The sequence below is a fragment of the Bacillus sp. XB1 genome, from assembly GCF_053557995.1.
This window is the reverse complement of sequence record NZ_JBNRIL010000001.1, coordinates 1449526-1466515: the sequence shown is the minus strand read 5'-3', so window position 1 is coordinate 1466515 and position 16990 is coordinate 1449526. Positions and strand designations below refer to the sequence as shown.

General features: G+C 34.1%; 14 protein-coding genes. 11 read left to right on the top strand and 3 right to left on the bottom strand.

The features are described from left to right. Positions 1 to 47: 47 nt before the first annotated feature. From ACK1U5_RS07345 to ACK1U5_RS07335, 3 genes are all read left to right on the top strand, one after another. Positions 48 to 1865 carry an AAA family ATPase gene (locus ACK1U5_RS07345; protein WP_000766197.1) on the top strand — a complete coding sequence of 606 codons (1818 nt, stop codon included), beginning with the start codon at positions 48 to 50 and terminating at the stop codon, positions 1863 to 1865. Beyond that, a complete protein-coding gene (locus tag ACK1U5_RS07340; RefSeq protein WP_001178734.1) occupies positions 1855 to 3705 on the top strand; it encodes a hypothetical protein in 1851 nt (616 codons plus the stop codon). The genes ACK1U5_RS07345 and ACK1U5_RS07340 overlap by 11 nt, the downstream gene beginning before the upstream one ends. A gap of 276 nt (positions 3706 to 3981) precedes the next feature. Next, positions 3982 to 4578 (top strand): hypothetical protein, encoded by a 597-nt coding sequence (locus ACK1U5_RS07335; protein ID WP_000487794.1) that lies wholly within the window; start codon positions 3982 to 3984, stop codon positions 4576 to 4578. 96 nt (positions 4579 to 4674) lie between these two features. On the opposite strand, the gene racA is transcribed toward ACK1U5_RS07335, so the two are convergent. Further along, positions 4675 to 5217, bottom strand: a complete 543-nt coding sequence (gene racA, locus ACK1U5_RS07330) for a chromosome-anchoring protein RacA (RefSeq protein ID WP_000456021.1) — start codon at positions 5215 to 5217, stop codon at positions 4675 to 4677. Positions 5218 to 5571: 354 nt separating this feature from the next. Between racA and ACK1U5_RS07325 the strand changes: the two genes are divergently transcribed. Together ACK1U5_RS07325 and ACK1U5_RS07320 are read left to right on the top strand one after the other, a co-directional pair. Continuing rightward, on the top strand, positions 5572 to 6927 hold the full coding sequence (locus ACK1U5_RS07325) for a hemolysin family protein (protein WP_061139334.1): 1356 nt from the start codon (positions 5572 to 5574) through the stop codon (positions 6925 to 6927). A gap of 132 nt (positions 6928 to 7059) precedes the next feature. Then, positions 7060 to 8484: an aldehyde dehydrogenase family protein gene (locus ACK1U5_RS07320; protein WP_000716459.1), complete on the top strand. Its 1425-nt coding sequence runs from the start codon at positions 7060 to 7062 to the stop codon at positions 8482 to 8484. Between the two features lie 102 nt (positions 8485 to 8586). Here the strand turns inward: ACK1U5_RS07320 and ACK1U5_RS07315 are convergent, their stop codons facing one another. Continuing rightward, entirely contained in the window at positions 8587 to 8979 is a 393-nt protein-coding gene (locus tag ACK1U5_RS07315) for a YueI family protein (RefSeq protein ID WP_061139333.1), read from the bottom strand. Positions 8980 to 9213: 234 nt separating this feature from the next. On the opposite strand from ACK1U5_RS07315, the gene ACK1U5_RS07310 reads away from it, so the two are divergent. Then, positions 9214 to 10347, top strand: coding sequence for a BA2291 family sporulation histidine kinase (locus tag ACK1U5_RS07310; protein WP_000425086.1), 1134 nt, complete (start codon positions 9214 to 9216; stop codon positions 10345 to 10347). Positions 10348 to 10380: 33 nt separating this feature from the next. Here ACK1U5_RS07310 and ACK1U5_RS07305 read toward each other — a convergent pair whose 3' ends face one another. Next, positions 10381 to 11130 carry a DUF4397 domain-containing protein gene (locus tag ACK1U5_RS07305; protein ID WP_069604897.1) on the bottom strand — a complete coding sequence of 250 codons (750 nt, stop codon included), beginning with the start codon at positions 11128 to 11130 and terminating at the stop codon, positions 10381 to 10383. 949 nt (positions 11131 to 12079) lie between these two features. On the opposite strand from ACK1U5_RS07305, the gene ACK1U5_RS07300 reads away from it, so the two are divergent. The 5 genes from ACK1U5_RS07300 to ablB are packed head-to-tail and all read left to right on the top strand — an operon-like array spanning position 12080 to position 16912. Next, positions 12080 to 13390 (top strand): aspartate aminotransferase family protein, encoded by a 1311-nt coding sequence (locus ACK1U5_RS07300; RefSeq protein WP_001205879.1) that lies wholly within the window; start codon positions 12080 to 12082, stop codon positions 13388 to 13390. Next, a complete protein-coding gene (atoD, locus tag ACK1U5_RS07295; RefSeq protein WP_000208107.1) occupies positions 13387 to 14085 on the top strand; it encodes an acetate CoA-transferase subunit alpha in 699 nt (232 codons plus the stop codon). Before ACK1U5_RS07300 ends, atoD begins: the two co-directional genes overlap by 4 nt. Next, entirely contained in the window at positions 14070 to 14732 is a 663-nt protein-coding gene (locus ACK1U5_RS07290; RefSeq protein WP_000525278.1) for a CoA transferase subunit B, read from the top strand. The genes atoD and ACK1U5_RS07290 overlap by 16 nt, the downstream gene beginning before the upstream one ends. 15 nt (positions 14733 to 14747) lie before the next feature. Beyond that, positions 14748 to 16016, top strand: a complete 1269-nt coding sequence (locus ACK1U5_RS07285) for a peptidase (RefSeq protein ID WP_069604896.1) — start codon at positions 14748 to 14750, stop codon at positions 16014 to 16016. Next, the gene (gene ablB, locus ACK1U5_RS07280) at positions 16013 to 16912 is read left to right on the top strand and encodes a putative beta-lysine N-acetyltransferase (RefSeq protein WP_069604895.1); all 900 of its coding nucleotides are present in this window, start codon (positions 16013 to 16015) and stop codon (positions 16910 to 16912) included. Before ACK1U5_RS07285 ends, ablB begins: the two co-directional genes overlap by 4 nt. The last annotated feature ends 78 nt before the right edge of the window (positions 16913 to 16990 follow it).

The window sequence follows — 16990 nt, the reverse complement described above, 5'->3', positions numbered from 1 at the left end:
GTTTCTTTCATACACTAAGAATAGTATGAAAAAAGAAGGTGACTAAGGTGAAATTACATAAAGCTCTTCAGCCAAGTTTTATAAAACGAATGTACTATATGAGATTTTTAGGGAAATTTACAAAAGCTGAGAAAGAGAAGAGTGGAGAGAATTTCTTTGTACAATGCTTATCGCCAATACCATTCACTTTACAGGAACAATTTACAAATGAACCATATGTATTTGAAGGGTTATGTAGCAATAAAAAGAATGAAAAAATCTTTTCGGAATTAAAGAAGAGGAAATTAGAAAAGCAACTAGTAATGTTTCGTCTTTATTATGAAAGAGGAAATGTATACGTGGAGTTAATATGTACAGAAGAACCGAAAGAAATAGCAAGCAGCTATAAAATGATTCCGGCACCTAAAGTTACAAATAATAAAAAAAGAGAATCTTTAGAACGAAAACTTAGCAACGGTTATTTATCATTTCTTATGCCAAAATTTCCGAAAGACTTTGAGCCTCCCGAATTATTGTGGCACGATGGAAGACTTTACGGAAACATATCCCTAAAGTCATCAATTAGCTCAATCGCCTATTTTGAACAGAAACGTGAGTGTAAATATATAAACTGCAGTGACTGGACGAAGTATGTAGAAATAGCGGTAGAAGATCAATTATATTTTGTAAGTGATTATGTGTATGAGCAATTAAAAAAACGAATGCATGAAGAAGGTAAGCTAGTTGAAGTAGAGGATATAAAAGTACAAAAAGATGAATGGGAATGGGATGAGCGTGAATCGTCTTTTTTACAGTATGTACAAAGTATGGTGCATAATAAAGGGTTATATTTGGATGAAACGGATATTTATAATTTCCATATAAGTGTAAAAACAAATATGTTAACGATTCTTGGTGGTATACCGGGCGTTGGGAAATCACGGTTTGTGCAAACTTATGCAGAAGCATTAGGGTTACAGTATGGGGAAGAGTTGGTTTGGATTCCGATTTCGCCATCGTATCAAGAACCACATGATTTACTTGGTTACCTTCATCCAAATGGTACTTTTATTGAAAGTGAAACGAAGTTAGTTAGGACGTTAATGAAGGCGAAAGAAAATCCAAATCAACTGTATATAATCGTTTTTGATGAAATGAACATGTCTCATATTGAGCATTGGTTTACTCCGTTTCTATCTGTTCTTGAACTTGAAACAAAAAATCGTATTTTAAACTTGTATGAGGGTGTACAGGACATAGAGAATTCAATTCCATCAACAATTGAAATTGGAGAAAATATTATATTTGTAGGTACTGTGAATTTTGATGAAACAACAAAAGAGCTCTCTGATCGATTATTAGATCGAACGAACCTAATAACGTTACAGAAAATTCCGTTTTGTGAGATGGACATGGAACAGGGGAAAGTCGTATTACATCCACCTTTGAAAGTAACAGCGGGAGAATTTCGGATAAATTGGATGAGAAATAAAGCGATGATTGAAGTGTTTTCTGAAGAAGAATTAGAGCTATTAGATAAGTTGCATGTCGTATTGTCATCACATGACGCGTCTAAGGGAATTTCTTTCCGATGTGCAAATGCAATTGCGACTTATTTGCAAAACATACCGTTCCAAAATAATCATACCTATATGATCAGTAGAGAAGAGGGGTTTGATTTACAAATAAAGCAGCGTGTATTGACGAAAATCAGAGGGACCGAAATGATGGTTGGGCCTTTACTTTCTGAAGAAGCAAAAAGGGGGGCGACCTTAGTACCTCTTTTGCAATCTGCACTTGCAAACAGAGTATCTACATTTGAACACTCTTTAGCATATATACGAGAAAAACGTAGAGAACTGGAGCTGTATGGATATGCAAAATGAAGGGCGTTACGAAACAAAAATCGTTGATACGAATGAAACGCTCCCTTTTGTATTAAAGTTAATCATTGGAAATGAGGGGAAAGGAGATTATATTTTATTAAATCGTCTTTGTACATCTACTACAGCATTAGTTCAATGTATTTATAAAGTACAAGAATTAAAACCAATAAGATTGCAGTACAATTATGAAATTCCAATGAATATTACTTTTATATGGAATAAAGTATATGAGGGACAGAAAAATATAAAAGAGGCTCAATATGAAATAAATGAAAAAAAACAAAGAGTATTAATATATGAACATGGGAAAACAGAATTCTTTTATCCATGGCGCTGTGGTTTATACCATTTTGAAGTGCGTATAGAAGATACAACGTATTATGGCGCATTTCAAATCGTACCGAAAAACTTTTTTGATGATCAATTTGAAATGATTCAAGACTATGTGAAGTCAATTTTAAATGAGTTGATTTTGGATAGAGGTTACTATAAAAAGACCTTCTCTGCACTTAGCGATATTGAGGATTCTTCTTATTTAGTGTTACTTAGAAAGTTACCCCAAAAAATGAAAATGATAAAGCAAATCTTTAAGAAAATAGAATCAAGCTCAAAATTTATAAATGAATATAAATGGGAAGGAAAAGAGCGAAGGCCAACAAGAAAAGGAACTATAGTGGCAGAACGAAAACCTTATGCCAAACATTATAATCGTAAGTTTATGGAACAAAAAAATAGTAAGGAAAATGCATTTCTTAAATATAAAGCGATGCAATTTTATCATTATTTAATTGAAGCAAAAAGTTTTTTACGTCAAACAATTGAAATCTTAGAAAGAGAAAAAAAGAAAAAATCAGAAGAGTTTCAAGCCGTAAAAACGATTATACAAACAATTGAGCGTAATGGATCGGTAACTGATAGAGAGAAGCAAAAATATAAAAATATACATTTACTAAAAGAAGCCGATTTACGAAAGAGCTCAATGAAAATACAAGAATATAAAATATTGGCGCATATTGTGCGTGAAAATGTACAATACTTTCAAATGTTAATGCATTCTTCGTTTTGGAGGGAAGTTACTGAAACAAGTAACATGAACTTACATGATTTACCGATACCACATCAACAATTACTACATCATTTAGAAGTACTCCCGCAATATACGGATCAATCTCCATCGTTATTATTTGTTTATAAGCCAACGTTTTTAGTGTATGAATATTACGCTTTTTTTATCGTTATTTCAATTTTAGAGCAAATTGGTTTTGAAGCTAGAAACTCTATCCGTGAACAAATACAAGAACATTTTTATGTAGATGGATTACAAGATGGAACGACAGTAGTTTTAGAACGGGATGATATAAAGGTGCATGTTGCATTTAATGACTTAATTGAAACACATCCTCTTATTGCATTAAGTAAAGGTAGTAATTTTTACAATGGTGAGGATACGAAGAAGCCAGATATTCGCTTAGACTGTTATGTAAAAGAAGATGGGAAATACGTATATAAATCTTCTATTATTATTGAAGTGAAGTATAGTCCAATGTACAATATTTTTCAGCACGTCGGAAATACGAAAGCAACTGAGCAAATGTATAAGTACTGGTCTATAAAGTATGTAGAAGAACAGGATGGAAAGCGAGTCTATTATCGAAGGTCAATTTATGAAGTCATTTGTGTATATCCAGGAAGCCATATGCACAGTAAAAAAATTGAGTCTGGATGCGGTGTTTTCTTGCAGTTATATCCATATAAGACGAAACAAGGGGAAGAGAAATTAGCTGGAAAACATGGGATGGTACAAATTTTTGAAAAATGGTTAAAAAGCATTAAGAAGTAAAAGAAATCCTTTTTCATAAAGGATTTCTTTAGATTAAGAAGAATTATATGCTGTATGGAAAGAAACATAATGTAATTTAGATTTGAAAAGTGCTACAAATGTGTTATTAAAAGGAATGTGAGCGCGGGATAAAAGTCGATTAAATTGGAATCTAATTCATTTTGCAGAATATAATAAGTCATAAATATTTTTAGTTGCATACGAAGATTTGTTCTTATATGATAGATAGTGAAAGCGTTATCAAAAACAGAGCGACGATGGGAAAGGCGGTTAAATATGTTCCAGCGTGTTCAAACAAAGGAAGAACATTTTGGGTTCGAGCAACTATGGGGAGATTTTTGTGAAGAAAGAAACTTAATGTTCGTAGAACGTAATTTAAATCCATCACGATTTTTATTAATAGAAGATGAACATCCTATTGGTACAGTAGAATGTATTAAGTATACGATACCTGAACAATCAAATTCTGAGTTTTTCTATCCGTTTTCTAAAAATGATTTAGTAAAAGATTTGAAGAATGTATATGAAATAGGCAAGTTAAGTATTTCGAAAACGTCTCGTGGGAGAGGACATTTCAAAAGGCTAACAGCTATTTTATTTATACATGCGTTAGAAACAAAAGCTGAATGGTACATTGCAGCAGTAACAAAAAGAATGTATATGTATTTACTTACACTTGGTTTTCCAATTGAGCCAATAGATAATCCATTTCAGTTTCATGATACTTTACAAGGTGTACCAGTAAGAATTCATGCTCGAAAAGGGGTTACGCATTTGTATTCTTTAAAAGAATTTCGTGATGTGATTCAAGGGAATGCTCATGCACAGGCATTAATTGCAGAATACAGTAAAAATATTATGTTAACGAAATAAAGCGAAGTGAATATGTATAATAAAGAGAATAATATTTGTATAGGATATAACTCTTCATTAAAAAAGACCCTTATTATTTTAATAAGGGTCTAAAAATTATAATCCAAATATACTAAAAATCATTTTGCGGCGCTTCGGTTTCTTTTCTCGTTCATATGTTGGTTTTGAATCAGGAGTAATATAAATGGGTTCTTCTTTCGTTAGGGCAGCTTCTAATTTTTGAATTCGCTCTAACATTTCCTCCATTTCACGACGGTGTTGTAAAAGTTGGTACGTGACGACATCATTTGCCTTATCTTGCATTTGTTCTTCCATTCGATCAAGTCTTCTCGTAATAGTGTTTAATTGATCAGCTAATTGCTCAAAATCATTGGGTAATATGTTTTGAACAATTGTATTAACTTGAGTTTTTAATTCCTCAACTTCATTTGAGGAAGCCTTTTGAGTAGATTGAGAATTTTGAGATTGCTCTATTTGAAATCGATGGTGTTCTAACATTTGATCGACATCCTCTTGTGTGAAAATAAAGTGGCCATATTTGTTTTTCTCTATCGTAAGATTTAATTGTTGTGCGATCCGGACAACAGCCTTTGGGCTAACACCTAATTTCTTTGCGATAAATGGTGTTTTATATTCCAAAATAATCCCTCCTATATATATCCTGTTGAATGATTTCGAGCTATGAAGTAAGTTCCCTTCTAGTGCGACAAAAGAAGTGTGGAATCGGCAAAGAAAGTGTTTTTTCACGAAATTGAGTTGAGAAGAATAGTTCGTTTAAATAAAAATGTTTTATCGTAACATTTAGAATAATTTGACGAGTGTAAATGAATTAGATTATCATAATGATAAATATCTTTTTTATGTATGCATATAATATATAAAAAGGTGGTTGCTAATGTAGAATTTTGTTAGAGTATTAGAAGGCTTACTTCACTTGAATAAAATTAAGTAGGAGGTGGCTTCCTTGCTTACAAAGTAAGTAAGGAAAAGTATTTGGACATATATAGTATAAGTATAGTGATTGTTTTAATTGCTTTAACGGCATTTTTCGTTGCAGCAGAATTTGCAATTGTTAAAGTGAGAAGTTCACGAATTGACTATTTAATTGCAGAAGGAAATAATCGTGCAACATCGGTCAAAACAGTCATTACAAACTTAGACGAATATTTATCTGCTTGTCAGCTGGGAATTACTGTTACAGCTTTAGGAATTGGGTGGTTTGGTAAACCTGCGTTAAAGCAAATATTTGATACGCTTTTTGCAAATTGGAATATCTCTACTCAACTAGCAGACATTTTTGCTGTAATTTTAGTGTTTTTGTTAATTACTTTTTTACATGTTGTAATAGGTGAATTGGCCCCAAAAACATTTGCAATTCAAAAATCTGAACAAGTGAGTTTACTTGTTTCTAAGCCGTTAATTTTCTTTTATCGTATTGCATTCCCATTCATTTGGCTATTAAATGGTTCAGCTCGAATCATTACGAAGCTGCTAGGGCTGAAACCGCCGAAGGGACATGATGAGGTTCATTCAGAAGAAGAATTACGGTTGTTAGTTTCAGAAAGTTATAAAAATGGTGAGATTAATCAATCTGAATATAAATATGTGAATAAAATTTTTGAATTTGATGATCGCATTGCAAAAGAAATAATGGTACCTCGAACTGAAATGAATATTATAAGTAAAGAGATGCCTGCTGAAGAAGCTTTGCAAAAAATGTCTCGTGAAAAATATACAAGGTATCCAGTTGTTGATGGCGACAAAGACCACGTAATAGGTTTTGTGAATTTTAAAGATATTTTTACTGAATTTGTACAACATAAAGCTGTTAATAAGAAGACAGTAGAGCAATATATGAGACCAATTATTTTAGTTATCGATTCTATTCCAATTCATGATTTGTTTTTAAAAATGCAAAAAGAAAGAACACATATTGCTATATTGATAGATGAATATGGTGGAACATCTGGACTTGTTACTGTTGAAGATATTCTGGAAGAAATTGTTGGAGATATTCAGGATGAGTTTGATACGGATGAGCAGCCAGAAATTCAAAAGGTTAGTGAAACGAAGACGATACTAGAGGGAAAAGTACTTGTTAGTGAAGTGAATATGTTATTTGGTTTAGGGATTGATGATGATGGTGTTGATACAATCGGTGGTTGGATTTTAACGAAGAATATAGAGATTGCTGAAGAGGATTCCATTGAAATTGAAAATTATAAGTTTTGTGTGAAAGAATTAGATGGACATTATATAAAAAGATTAGAAGTTACAAAGATAGTAGAATCGATTGTTATTTTAGAAGATGAAAAACAAATTTCGTTACAAGAGCAAATTAGCTCGTAAACTCTGCTATATAGCAGAGTTTTTTTGAGCATAATGTTTTTTGAGGGATAGGAGCTATGATACAATGACATAAGTCAAACCTTTCACTAGGTGAAGTATTGTTGTATACATATATTTGGAAGGAGAAGAAGTATGAAAAAGCATTTATATATAAATGGAGATTGGAAATCTGTAAACACGTATAAACCATTATATGCACCATATTCTGAAGAAACATTAGCGGAAATTGCACAAGGCACGGAAGAAGATGTAAAAGAGGCTGTTACCGCTGCAAAAAATGCAATGACAAAAATGAATACATTATCTGCATATGATCGTGCGACTATTTTAGAGAAAGTTGCACAAAAAATGGATGAAAGAAGAGAAGAATTTGCAGAGATTATTGCAAAAGAAGCTGCAAAACCAATACGTGCTGCAAGGGGAGAAGTAGATCGTACTGTTCAAACATACAAATTTGCAGCTGAAGAAGCGAAGCGTATATATGGTGAGACATTGCCATTAGACGCCGCACCTGGTGCAGATGGGCGTATTGCATATACAATCCGAAAGCCGATTGGGGTTATAGGGGCTATTACACCATTTAATTTCCCATTAAATTTAGTAGCGCATAAAGTTGGACCAGCAATCGCTGCCGGAAATACAGTTGTATTAAAGCCAGCTGATCAAACGCCATTATCATCTTATGCATTAGTTGAGTTATTTGAAGAGGCAGGATTGCCAAATGGAGCTTTAAATATCATTTCTGGTCCTGGCTCCACGGTTGGTGAGGCAATCGTCAAAAATGATTACGTTGCTTCTATTACTTTTACCGGAAGTCCAAAAGTTGGAATCGGAATAAAACAAAAGGCTGGGCTAAAACGAGTTACGTTAGAACTAGGCTCAAATGCTGCTGTTATCATTGATGAAGATGTAGAGTTAACAGATGAAATAATTGAACGTGTAAAATGGGGAGCATTTGTTAATAATGGGCAAGTTTGTATTTCAGTACAACGTGTTTTTGTACATGAAACGAAAATGCATGAATTTCTTTCGAAGCTAAAGAAAGCGATGGAATCAGTTGTTGTTGGTGATCCACTGCTTGAGGAAACGGATGTATCAGCTTTAATTTCAAAAAGAGATGTAGAGCGAATTGATATGTGGGTTCAAGAAGCAATTAAGGAAGGAGCAACTGTTTTATGCGGTGGTAAGAAGCGGGATGCAAGAATTTTTGAACCGACTGTATTAACAAATGTTCCAGATCATGTATCTGTGCAGTGCCAAGAAGTATTCGGTCCACTCATGACAGTAAATACATTTAAAGAATTTGATGAAGCGATTGAACAAGTAAATAATTCGCGTTACGGCTTACAGGCAGGTGTATTCACAAATAATTTATTTAAAGCAATGCGTGCAATTGATGAGCTAGAGGTTGGTGGTGTCATGATTAATGATATCCCAACGTTCAGAGTAGATCATATGCCTTATGGTGGTGTGAAAGAAAGTGGTACGGGGCGTGAAGGAATTAAATATGCAATAGAAGAAATGACAGAAATGAAATTAGTATGTATTAAAAAATAAAATAGAAAAACTTAAAACTTGCACTAAAAAACGAGTAGGAAATGTTTACGATTCCATACTCGTTTTTTACGCTGCTAGTAACTATTTAATTAAGTGTAACTTTTACTTCATTTCTTGTTTGAAAATAGTATCTTCTACATAAATTTGTTCTTTATCTATAGCAGTAGCATGAGTTAATACTAAACCGATGGGTGTTTTTGTATCTTTATTTTGAACAATTGTAAAAGGAACATTTTTTTCGTTTGCTAATTTAATGTATTTTGATAAATGTGGGTAAGCAATGCCACCATTTAGGAGGAGTTGTAATGATTGAGAAGGGCGCATGCTACCCGCCACTTCAGAGTATACATTACTTTGCATTACTTGACCGATCGTTAAAGCGATTTCCACACGCTCACGTAATGTAGTTAAATACATATTACGTTCTTCTGGTTTGTTTTGCTTTTGGCCGTAAATGCCTTCTTGGAGATAATCTTCCACATTTTTATTTACCATATTTTTCACACCTTTCATTTTCTATTGTACGCAAGAATTAAAAATGATGCAAAAAAGTCGTTTTGATTACGGAAATAATGAAAATATGTGAAGGAAAAAGGGGATTTGCATACAATTAGTTAAATAAGAAAGAAAAAATAATTTTATCAACAGAAATTAACAAAATGTGACAAAAATCTATTAACGAATCGTATTTTTTGTGTTAATATTCAAAATATAAAGGGTATTCGTCGTATGGAAATGGAGGGAATGGAGGTTTTTCCAATCGATAAGGATATTAAAGAAATATTTTGTTCACACTTGAAAAACAATAGGCACCAATTCGTAGAGAACTGGAAAAACAAAATGATAATTTCCGAAAAAGATCCATTTAAACTAGAAGTAGTTCAAAATGGAGAGGATTTACTAGAGTTAATTATCGAACTTACTATGGAAGATAAAGATATAAATTATCTTCAACCGTTATGTGAGAAAATTGCTATTGAACGTGCTGGAGCAGATGCGAATATTGGAGATTTTGTTTATAACGCAAACGTGGGAAGAAATGAACTTTTCGAAGCGATGTGTGAATTAGATGTTAGTGCTCGTGAATTGAAACCAATTATGGCAAAAATACATACTTGTTTTGACAAATTAATTTATTATACCGTTTTAAAATACTCGGAAATTATATCGAAGAATTTAGAGGAAAAACAGCAATATATTAACGAAACACATAAAGAAAGACTGACGATTTTAGGACAAATGTCAGCTAGTTTTGTACATGAATTTCGTAATCCGCTTACTTCCATTATGGGGTTTGTCAAATTATTAAAGGCAGATCATCCGAGTTTATCGTATTTAGATATTATTTCGCATGAATTAGATCAATTAAATTTTCGTATTTCGCAATTTTTACTCGTATCAAAAAAAGAAATGTGGAATGAATCGGAACGGTTTTGGCTTAATGACTTGTTTCAAGACATTATACAATTTTTATATCCGAGTTTGGTCAATGCGAATGTTTTGATTGAAAAGAATTTACCGTATCCAATTCCGCTTGTTGGTTATCGAAGTGAAGTGAGACAAGTATTTTTAAACATATTAATGAATTCAATTGATGCTCTTGAATCAATGAAAGAAGAACGAAAAATTATCATTGATGTATTTGAAGAAGATCAAGCTATTCGAATTGTGATAAAAAATAATGGACCAATGATTCCAGCTGAAAATGTAGAAACGATTTTTGAACCATTTGTAACTACTAAAAAGTTAGGGACTGGTATTGGATTATTTGTATGTAAACAAATTGTGGAAAAACATAATGGATCCATTATGTGTCGATCAGATAACGATTGGACAGAATTTCAAATTGCATTTCAAAAATAAACAGTCTACACCAAATGAATGGTGTAGACTGTTTTAATTTGTGAGTATAACGGCTTCTAATTTAGGATCTTTAGTTGAATAACCTACTATTGAAATTGTATAAATAACATTTGGTTCAACATTGAATTTCGGTATAGTCAATAAAACGTTTTTATTATCTGCGAGTGAAATTTCAATATCTGCTGTACCAGGGCTAACTTGCAAAAAATCGGTTATTTGTTTAAAGAGTACATTTTCAAATAAATGATCTCCATCTTTTAAATCTACATTTACAACAGGGGTATCTGGAGAGAAATGTGCAAAGCGTATTTTTGCTTGACCAGCTGGTAAATGTGTATTATCAAGTATAGGTTGTAATTGTAGGTGATTATCACTATTTATTGCAGCAAGAGTATAAGTATGATTTCCCATTATTGGTACCAACGCTGAAAAGATTGGAGTTTCATTTCCGACAGGAACAATATCTATACGGTATTTACCTTGCACTAATGATAAATAAGGGCTGAATTGCTTAAATGAAATATTTTTAATAACCTTTTGTCCGTTTACTAAAATGTCAACCGCCGGTATATTTGGATCGGCATGAAAAATTCTTATATGTGATGGTAAAGCAGCTTCTTGTGAGTCTCTTGTTTCATACGTCTGTACAAGTTTTGATAGTGCATCGTAATATTTCATATATAATTCTATATATTTTTTAGGGTTACGAAACTGATAGTAACGTGCGAGCTGTTCGTATTGCGTAACTTCTTGTCCATATTTTTCGATTTCAGATTGAGACATGAACATTCCTCCTTTGTCATCATTAAAACTATATGCGAAGCAAGAAAGCGGTTATGCAAAAAAAATGATTTTATAAAGGGAAAATTAAAAAGTGACAACAAATATGTTTTCATAAAGAGGTGCTGGTGCTTACGAGAATTTCACAGAGTAAAGCAGTACATATGACTGTACGAAAGTAAAATAAATGCCAAATTGAAAGTGCATTTCAATTAACATATTGAATACATGTCCAAAAATCGCTAGAAAACTAGGGATTTTTTTAATTATAGGCAAATACACATACAAAGTGATAATTGTCCTACATAAATTATAAAGGAAAGATACTTTGAATCTGAGGAAAGGAGTGCCACTTCGGGATAGGGATATCCCGATAGTAATTGTGAATGAAGTTATGAAAAGGTTTTGTGTTATAGACTGTAGGATGAATTTGTAAACTTCATTTTTCTATTTATTTTAGCAATTGACAGTATTAACCCATAAGAGAGCGTCATGACGAACTGATTAGTGTGGTTAATCGGTTCTTTTTTTATAGTTTAAAAATGAAAAGTTTACATAATGAATAGGAATCTGAATTGATTAGTAAGGTGGGTGTCGAAATTTGTTTTAAAATATGCAATTTAAAGTAGGATAATAGGAAGGAGTTTAACGGGAGTTCCGTCGAAGTGTACAGAATGTCGGTATTTAAGGACAGCTGGCATTATGCTATAAAAACATTTGGTGATGCAGTCATTTCATATAAAAAGGAGGGTCATTTGGGCGTATAGAAAAGGGTTGGTCTTCGGTTTTTTAGTTCTGAATTTTCTGTTTTATAAAATTTTTTAAGCACTCATTTGTATATTTTATAATAGTTTTTTGATAAATTCACTGCTTTTGCAGAGGATTCTTTTTTATGAAAGAAACGTCAATTTTCTTCATATATATATACAAATTGGAGAAATGGGGGAGCGCTATGCGCGATTACTTAATTAAACCACTTGTTGGTCAGCCGTATCCAATGATTTCACATGGAAAAGGTGTTTATTTGTATGATCAAAATGGCAATAAATATTTTGATGGTTCGTCAGGAGCAATTACGGCAGGTATTGGGCATGGCGTAAAGGAGATTGCAGACGTTATTAAAAAGCAAGCTGAGGAGATTGCTTTCGTTTATAGATCACAGTTTACGAGTGAACCAGCTGAAAAATTAGCGAAGAAGTTAAGTGATTTAAGTGTAGGAGATTTGAACTGGAGTTTTTTTGTAAATAGTGGTACGGAAGCGAATGAAACAGCTATGAAAATTGCAATTCAGCATTTTCAAGAGCGAGGTATTCAAGGGAAACATAAAATTTTATCAAGATGGATGAGTTATCACGGTATTACGATGGGTGCTTTATCAATGTCTGGGCATCCACTACGTAGACAACGTTTCGTATCTATTTTGGAAGATTATCCGACTATACCAGCTCCATATTGTTTCAGATGTCCTGTTCAAAAGGTATATCCAACTTGTCAGCTGGCATGTGCGACTGAACTAGAAAGATCAATTGAAAGAATTGGTGCAGAGCATATTGCTGCTTTTATTGCTGAGCCGATTATCGGAGCAGCTGGAGGCGCGGTTGTTCCGCCGAAAGACTATTATAAAGTCATTAAAGATATTTGTAATCATTACGATATTTTATTTATTGCGGATGAAGTAATGACTGGGCTTGGTCGTACTGGAGCATGGTTTGCGATGGAGCATTGGGGCGTAGAACCGGATATTATGACACTTGGTAAAGGGTTAGGAGCGGGATATACACCGATGGCAGCGACAGTTGTAAGTGATCGTGTTATGGAACCAATATTACGTGGATCACGTTCAGTAATGAGCGGTCATACGTTAAGTGCAAATCCATTGTCTGCAGCAACGGCTTTAGCTGTTATTGAATATATGGAGAAACATAATCTTCCTGAAAAAACAGCAGAAAAGGGAGAGTATTTAATAAAAGGCTTACAGAAAGTTCAGCAACAATCGACAATCATTGCTGATGTGCGCGGAAAAGGGTTGCTAATCGGAGTAGAATTGCAACCGTTTACAAAAGCGTCGGAGCTTATTTCAGTTGCAGCTAAAAACGGCCTGCTTTTATATCAAGCAGTTTCAGGGCAAGCAGGAAAAGAAGATAGTGCGCTGCTTGTAGCACCGCCAATGACAACTACATATTCCGAGTTAGATGAATTACTTTCAATTTTCTCTAAAAGTGTGGAAGAGATGATGCAAAAAGGAGGGCATAGTATCGCATGACAACTATTACAAATACATTCGGTAAATTAAAAGAAATTGAGGAAGTAATTTCTTTGTTCCATGATGATATGACATTAATGTTTGGGGGATTTGGAGGGATTGGATCCCCTCCATCTTTAATACAGGCAATTTTAGAAAAAGGCGTTACAAATTTAAATTTGATTGGAAATGACACTGGATTTCCTGATGTAGGTATCGGTCGTCTTGTTACAAATGAAAGAGTTAAATCACTAATTACTTCTCACATTGGCTCCAATCCAAATGCAGGAAGGCAACTAAACGAGGGAAGATTACAAATTGAGTTTTCTCCGCAGGGAACATTAGCAGAGCGCATTCGCGCTGGTGGCGTTGGTCTTGGTGGTGTTTTAGTTGATGTTGGTGTTGATACGATTGTGGAAGAGGGAAAACGAACAGTTGAAATGAATGGTAAGACCTACTTAGTTGAAACAGCATTAACTGCTGAAGTTTCAATTGTATATGCAAAAAAGGCAGATCCGTTTGGTAACCTTGTATTTGACAAAAGTGCACGAAATATGAATCCTCACGTAGCGATGGCTGGGGATATAACAATTGTAGAAGCGGAAGAAATAGTCCCGCTTGGAAGTTTAGATCCAGAGGAAATTGTCGTTCCAGGTGTTTTCGTAAATTATATTGTACCGTCGGAAGGAGTGAACTGGAAATGGGTATGGGCGTAGAAGTGAGGGATAAGATTGCTAGGCGTGCGGCGAAAGAAATACAAAATGGTATGATTGTAAATTTAGGTATTGGCATACCATCGCTTGTACCAAATCATTTGCCTGACGATATAAATGTTATGTTTCATGCGGAAAATGGAATCGTGGGCATGGGACCAACGCCAAGTAAAGGGAATGAAGACGAAAATTTGTGTAATGCAGCAGGTTTACCAACTTCTCTTATAACAGGAGCGAGTTATTTCGATAGCTGCACAGCGTTTGGGATGATTCGAAAAGGTTTGCTAGACATAACGATCCTTGGTTCATTACAAGTAAGTGAAAATGGCGATTTAGCAAACTGGATTGTACCTGGAAAACGTGTTCCAGGTATTGGTGGAGCAATGGATTTAGCACAAAAAGCGAAGCGGGTCGTTGTTGTGATGAATCATGTTGATAAGTACGGAAATGCAAAAATTGTTTCAGAGTGTACATTGCCATTAACTTCAAAGAAATGTGTAGATTTAATTATTACTGATATGGCAGTCATGGAGGTAACTCCGAGTGGACTTATATTACAAGAATTAATGAGCCCATACACAGTAGAAGATGTAAAACGACATACAGAAGCTGATTTTCAAATTAGTTCTAACTTACTAGTAATTGAATGAAGGGAGATGTAATATATGGAGCAATTAAAAAAGCAAGTTTGTGATTATATTGAGAGCCATGAAGAGGAAAGTGTGAAATTTTTAAAACGATTAATTCAAGAAAAGAGCGTATCTGGTGATGAAAGCGGTGCGCAGGCAATTGTGATTGAAAAATTACGTGAATTAGGTTTAGATCTCGATATATGGGAGCCCTCCTTTTCTAAAATGAAAGATCATCCTTATTTTGTATCACCCCGTACAAGTTTTTCAGATAGCCCAAATATTGTAGCAACTTTAAAAGGAAGTGGCGACGGGAAATCTATGATATTAAATGGGCATATTGATGTAGTTCCAGAAGGGGATGTGAATCAGTGGGAACATCACCCTTATAGCGGTGAGAAAATAGGGAATCGTATATATGGCCGTGGAACGACGGATATGAAGGGCGGAAATGTCGCACTTATGCTTGCGATGGAAGCGATCATTGAATCTAGTATTGAATTAAAAGGAGACATCTATTTTCAAAGTGTAATAGAAGAGGAAAGTGGCGGAGCAGGGACATTAGCAACTATATTACGAGGATATAAAGCAGATGGTGTCATTATTCCAGAGCCTACTAATATGAAGTTTTTCCCGAAACAACAAGGTTCCATGTGGTTTCGTCTACGTGTAAAAGGGAAAGCTGCACACGGTGGAACGCGCTATGAAGGGGTTAGTGCAATTGAAAAAAGCATGTTTGTTATAGAACATGTAAGAAAGCTAGAGGAGAAAAGAAATAGTCGAATTACAGATCCGTTATTTAAAGGAATTCCAATTCCAATTCCAATTAACATTGGCAAAATTGAAGGAGGGAGTTGGCCAAGTTCTGTTCCCGATGAATTAATTTTAGAAGGAAGATGCGGTGTTGCGCCGAATGAGACTATAGAGGCGGCAAAAGAAGAGTTTGAGAATTGGATTGCTGAATTAAATGATGTGGACAATTGGTTTGTTGAAAATCCGGTAGAAGTAGAATGGTTTGGAGCGAGATGGGTTCCTGGTGAATTAGAAGAAAATCATGAACTCATTACAACACTTCATCATAACTTTGTTGAAATCGAAGGGAACGAACCAATTATTGAAGCATCTCCGTGGGGGACTGATGGAGGTTTATTTACACAAATTGCAAACGTACCAATAATAGTATTTGGTCCAGGAGAGACGAAAGTAGCACACTATCCAAACGAATATATAGAAGTTGATAAAATGATAGCTGCCGCAAAAATTATTGCATGTACATTACTAGATTGGTGTGAGGTGAAAAAATGAAATACTATGAATCTTTTAGAGAACAGACGAATTGTTATACAGTAGAAGGCGTTTTAGATTATTTTAATAAACGTATCCGGGTAGATCACTATAAAGGAAATGTTGAAAGTATTATACAGACAATTGACGAACTAGCAGAGAAACATTCTTTCACTAAATGTATTATTAAAGGAAAGGGAGAGCATGTTTCAACATGGCTCTCTTTCGGTTTTTTGTTGGAAGCAACGATACCTCATTATTTTCAAGGACACGATGCATACTTTTTTGTGAAATATAATAATGATGAAAGACGAAATAGTATGCATTGGACTGAGGAAGATACTATATTAAGCGGTGTAAAAGGAAAAGAAATAAAAGAAAAAGTAGTTCCAGAGAAATTTTTGCTGAGAAAAGCGACTGAAGAAGATGCAGAAGAATTAGCAACTGTCTTCGGAAAAGTATTTGAAGTGTATCCGACACCTTTAAATGAAGCGAGTTATGTATTACAGACGATGAAAGAAGACGATACAATTTACTACGTGTATGAATTTGAGGGGAAAATTATTAGTACAGCATCTGCAGAAATGAACATAAAGGAAGGGAATGCAGAATTAACGAATTGTGCTACTTTACCTGAATATCGTAAACATGGATTTATGAAAAGTTTATTAATTAAATTAGAGGAAGAGCTTCGAGAAAGATCTATTTTCTGCTCCTATACAATTGCTCGATCGCTTTCTTTCGGAATGAATGCTGCCTTTCATCAATTAGGCTATACGTATACAGGAAGACTGGCGAATAATTGCTACATTTTCGATAAGTTGGAAGATATGAATATATGGGTGAAAGATCTATCTAGTTATTCGAAAGCAGTAAAACTTCCGTCTCAAAATTTGGCTGTAAAGCAAAACAGTTAGGTGGAGCTGGGTGTTCGAAAAGCTGTACTAATTAGAGTTTCGAGTTATCTAATTAAAATATAAAATTGGTCAAAATTA